Origin of the sequence: Ohtaekwangia sp. (genome assembly GCF_036786105.1) — a bacterium.
In the GTDB taxonomy this organism is placed as follows: Bacteria; Bacteroidota; Bacteroidia; order Cytophagales; family Cyclobacteriaceae; genus Ohtaekwangia.
In genome coordinates this window covers 77,721-82,755 of the sequence record NZ_DAIQRQ010000018.1, presented here as the reverse complement: position 1 = coordinate 82,755, position 5,035 = coordinate 77,721, and the positions used below count along the sequence as shown (strand labels likewise).

At 45.5% G+C, this 5,035-nt stretch carries 4 protein-coding genes; 2 read left to right on the top strand and 2 right to left on the bottom strand.

Annotation, left to right across the window (positions count from 1 at the left end; genetic code table 11):
• Positions 1-120 precede the first annotated feature (120 nt).
• Together mdh and tilS are read right to left on the bottom strand one after the other, a co-directional pair.
• Positions 121-1,050, bottom strand: coding sequence for a malate dehydrogenase (mdh, locus tag V7Q33_RS10455; protein WP_333819793.1), 930 nt, complete (start codon positions 1,048-1,050; stop codon positions 121-123).
• A 162-nt stretch (positions 1,051-1,212) separates the two neighbouring features.
• Positions 1,213-2,541 (bottom strand): tRNA lysidine(34) synthetase TilS, encoded by a 1,329-nt coding sequence (gene tilS / locus V7Q33_RS10450; RefSeq protein WP_333819792.1) that lies wholly within the window; start codon positions 2,539-2,541, stop codon positions 1,213-1,215.
• A 59-nt stretch (positions 2,542-2,600) separates the two neighbouring features.
• On the opposite strand from tilS, the gene V7Q33_RS10445 reads away from it, so the two are divergent.
• Both V7Q33_RS10445 and V7Q33_RS10440 read left to right on the top strand, forming a co-directional pair.
• The gene (locus tag V7Q33_RS10445; protein ID WP_333819791.1) at positions 2,601-4,187 is read left to right on the top strand and encodes an OstA-like protein; all 1,587 of its coding nucleotides are present in this window, start codon (positions 2,601-2,603) and stop codon (positions 4,185-4,187) included.
• Between the two features lie 90 nt (positions 4,188-4,277).
• Positions 4,278-4,982, top strand: coding sequence for a T9SS type A sorting domain-containing protein (locus tag V7Q33_RS10440; protein ID WP_331981955.1), 705 nt, complete (start codon positions 4,278-4,280; stop codon positions 4,980-4,982).
• Positions 4,983-5,035: the final 53 nt, after the last annotated feature.

The window sequence follows — 5,035 nt, the reverse complement described above, 5'->3', positions numbered from 1 at the left end:
TTACACGTTAATCGTTAGAAGAGTAACTACGATTAACGTGTAACGATTAACCGATAACGGGTCGTCCCTTCACCACTCACTTCTAGCGGCTAGTAGCTTGCAGCCAGCAGCTATTTCTATCTATCCAAGTTTCTCCAACACATCCATTACTTCCTTCACCGCTTTGCGGCTTGATTCGAGGAGTGCGCGTTCTTCAGAGTTGAGATCAAGTTCGATTACACGTTCAATTCCATTTTTGCCGAGAATTACCGGCACACCCAGGTAGCAATCTTTTATACCATACTCGCCATCGAGTTTGATACATACCGGGAATACCCTGCGCTGATCTTTTACGATAGCTTCTACCATTTGTGCTGCAGCGGAGCCGGGAGCATACCATGCCGATGTGCCCATGAGTTTTACCAGCTCGCCACCACCAACTTTTGTTCTTTCCAGTATGGCATTCAGTTTATCTTTATCGATAAGCTCGGTTACCGGTATACCGGCTACGGTAGTATAGCGTGGCAGGGGCACCATCGTGTCGCCATGGCCACCGAGTAACACAGCCTGTATATCTTTAGGGGATACATTCAATGCTTCTGCCAGAAACGCACGGTAACGGGCCGTGTCAAGTATACCGGCCATACCAAATACTTTGGTACGCGGCAGTTTGGAGGTGAGGTGTGCCTGATACGTCATAACATCCAGCGGATTGGAAACCACGATGATGATCGCGTCCGGTGAGTACTTGATAATATTTTCGGTTACAGACTTTACAATGCCTGCGTTGGTTCCGATAAGATCATCGCGGCTCATGCCCGGCTTGCGCGGAAGTCCTGAAGTGATCACCACTACATCGGAGTTTGCAGACTTTGCATAGTCATTGGTAGCACCAATGGTGCGGCTATCATACAGATCGATGGGAGCCTTTTGCCAGATGTCCAATGCCTTTCCTTCAGCAAGACCTTCTTTAATATCTACCAGCACGATTTCATTAGCCACCTCGCGATAGGCCAGTACATCGGCACATGTAGCGCCTACATTACCAGCGCCAACTACTGTTACTTTCATAAGAATAAATATTTATGGGTTTGAATTGTGATATCAGGGAGTTTACCGAACGGAGTTGATCAAACAGTATAGCGTCAGAAATCAGCACCATGTAACACAGGGCAGGAATGAGTGAACACTGCCTAGGCACCAATTTAGGATACTACCTGTCAAAAAAAAATGTTATTGAGGAAAATGTGGCGACACCCGGAAGGTGATCACCTCACGTGTAGTCTCCGTAATCCGGTACCGGTTGTCGATGCGATGCCCCGCCACCCATATAATTTCTCCCTGCGATTCGAGTACCGTTACCGTGTCTTTATCAGCCACGGATACTTTGTTATCGATCAGAAAGTCACTTACCTTCTTGCGGTGTTGCATGCCCAGCGGATAGAATGCATCGCCTGCTTTCCACTTGCGCCATACCAACGGGAATATAATTTTAGCAGCATCGAGCGTGGCTTCATATACCTGTGAAGATTTTTGCACAACCGCAGACGGAAGGATGGTCATATTCCATATACCGAACGTTGCCTGTTGCTGATCTTTCTCTATACGAGCATTTTCCCAACCGTTCACCTGTTTTGTTACAAGGAGATGCTCCCGATCATTTACCAGTTGATGTGTAGAGGAATAAAATCGCTTGCCGGATTGTCCGTGTAACGATGCTACTATATCCATACACACATCATAATTAAAACCGTATTCCTTCAGGAAATTCCAGAGCACAGAAGCTTCGTGTGTTGCGCCCTGAAAATATGCTTTGTCGATCGTGATGCGATCGTGCAATACTGTAACATATTGATCCGTCCATGCCTCCAGCCCGCGATGCAGTAACGCAAGCTCGCCTGCTACTTTACCAAAGCTCCGTTGTATAGTATATTCCAGCGAAGGGTTAAGCTCTTTTAATGCCGGTATAATTTTATGACGAATATAGTTTCGTTGATAGTCGTCAGTCTGGTTGCTGCTGTCTTCGCGCCAGGCTATGTTGTGTGCTTTTGCATATTGCTCTATCGCTTCGCGCGAAGCAAACAACAGCGGGCGGATAATGTTGCTGTGCTTTACCGGTATACCTGCAAAGCCATCCAGCGATGCACCGTGTACCCAATGGAGAAGTACCGTTTCCAGTGAGTCGTTCAGGTGATGAGCCGTAGCGAGTTTGGTAAAACCCTGGTGAGTTACTACTTCATTGAACCATCTATAGCGCAGCTCGCGTGCAGCCATCTGGATGGAAAGTTTATGCACTTCAGCGTATGCGGCTGTATCAAACCGCGTAGTAAAGCAGGGAATGTTTTGTTGTGCAGCAACAGTCTTCACAAAATCTTCATCACCATCGGCATCTTTACCGCGAAGTTGAAAATTACAATGCGCTATCGCGATAGAGAACCCGGCCTGCTGAAAAAGATGGAGCATTACCATGGAGTCGATGCCACCACTGACGGCCAGCAGGATGCAGTCGTCTTTCCGGCAAAGTGTATGCTGGTGAATATGGTTCAGAAATTGCTCTAGCACGGGCGCAAAGGTACGATTTACGATTTTAGAATTACGATTCGTAGCTTGCAGGTGAATTTATGAATGCACAAAGAAGCAGAAAGCGGAAAGTTGAAAGCGGAAAGCGGTGGACCATCATGTTGTTTGTGATGGCACTCCTGGTGTCGGCTCCCGCGTGGGCACAAAAGAAAGTGAAGCTGAAACAGGCTGATCAGTTGCGCGGAGGAAGACAAGGCGATGAGCGCTTCGACCGACTTATCGGTAATGTTATACTCACACAAAACCAAACCACTATATTCTGCGACTCGGCATACTTCTTCAAGAAGCGAAATTTTGTAGAAGCTTTTGGTCAGGTAAAGATTCTGGAAGGCGACTCAGTAACCATTACAGGGCGAAAACTGGAATATGATGGTAACACTAAAAAAGCCAAGCTGCGCTCCAACGTGGTGTTCACCAAACTTGCCACGGCCACCCTATACACAGACTTTCTCGATTTTGATCGCAGTACCAACATTGCTAACTATTTCAACAACGGCCGGCTGGTGGATAGCATCAACGTACTTACCAGTAACAAGGGATATTATAACGTAAACTCCAACCTCGCTTCCTTTAAGCGCGATGTGCACGTAAAGAATCCGGATTATACCATGACAGCCGATAGCCTTCAGTATAATTCGCGATCGAAAATCATATACTTTGTAACGCCTACAACGGTGCTTGATAAAGACAGCAGCATATTTGTGTATGAGAATGGATTTTATCAGACTACATCCAAGCAATCGGATTTAAAACTGGGCTCTGCCGAAACACAAGACTACAAGCTCGATGCAGAGAACTATAAACTGGATGACATCCGGAAAAAATACCTCTTCCGCACCAATGTGGTCATGACCTATAAAAAGGAAAACCTGATTATCTATGGGCAGTCGGCCGATTATTTTAAAAACATTGGTATAGCGAAAGTATACAACAACGCGTATGCCGCGAAGGTCACGGACAAGGATACACTCTTTATCTCGGCCGATACATTGGTTTCTATTGATAGCCCCGATCCGGCCAAGAAACGCCTGCTGGCCTATAACAACGTAAAGATATTTAAGAGCGATATGCAGGGGCTGGCCGATTCACTGGAGTATCGCTCCATCGATTCCACGATATACTTCTACAAAGATCCTATACTCTGGTCGCAGGATAACCAGATGACAGCGGATTCCATTCACATGCTCATCAAGAACAACACGATCGATAAAATCTTTATGATCGCCAACTCTTTTGTGATCTCGCAGGATACGCTGATCAACTTTAACCAGATCAAAGGCAGGCGCATGACAACATACTTCAAAGACTCAAAGATCGATCACGTGCATGTAGAAGGTAACGGTGAAAGTATATACTTCGCGCTGGATGAAAAGACTAATTCTGCCATGGGCATGAACAAGATTATCTGTAGCAGCATCACCATCCGGTTCAAGGAGGGAAAGGTAAACAACATGAGTTTTTATGTGAAGCCTGAAGCGAGTTTTATACCGCCTCACGAACTGAAAGTTGAGGATACCAAGTTAAAGGGATTTTCGTGGCGTGGTAAAGAAAGACCTAACCGTGAAGATGTTGTAAAAGAACAAGTTACACCAGGTACCGCGCAGGCGGAAGGTCGTAAACGTTTGTGATAAAATTAGGGGCTTCGCCTAACGAAATAATTCTGGATCTATTATGACAATCCACAGAAATGTTTAAATTTTGTAGCATATGTGGTTTCTATGAGAAAAATCTTGTTGTTGGTGATGATCACAATCCTTACCCGGATAAGTTTCGGGCAGGGATTTGAGGTCGTTCCCCTGCAGGACTCTTACCGCGGATTAATAGGCGAAACCATCAAGGCCCCGATTCGCTTCAAGAATACCTCCGAGAAAACGATCACGCTTATTATTCGTAAAGTCGATGCCCAGATTGGCAGCACGCAGAAAAACTTTTTTTGTCTCGACAACAATTGCCTTGACCAGAAAAACGAAGACTATATTTTAAAAGTTGATGCAGGTCAAACCATCAACAGTTTCCAGGTGGCGTTGGAAGCCGGGCTCGTTCCTGCTGAAAGTACCGTACGCTATGTTGTTTATAACAAGTCGCATCCTGCGCAAATCGTAGAGTTTGTTGTGAACTTCAGCGTGGAAGAAAAACTGGAGAAGCAAAGCTTGTATACTTCCCGGTTTATTGACTTGCACGATGTGTACCCGAACCCTGTAACGGATAATGCTTTTGTGGAATACAAAATGTTCAATGAACAGGTAAAGGCGAAAATCATCATGCATAACCTGCTGGGCAATCCAGTAGGTGATTATCCACTGCCATTTACCGAAAACCGTGTTCGCATCAAAGTAGACGAACTCAACGCCGGCATTTACTTCTACACCCTTTACCTCGATAACGAAGGGGTCATGACGCGGAAACTTATCGTTAAGAAGTGAATTGTTATCGGTTACAGGTTAACCGTTAATAGTCTTTCCGAATAACGTGTAAC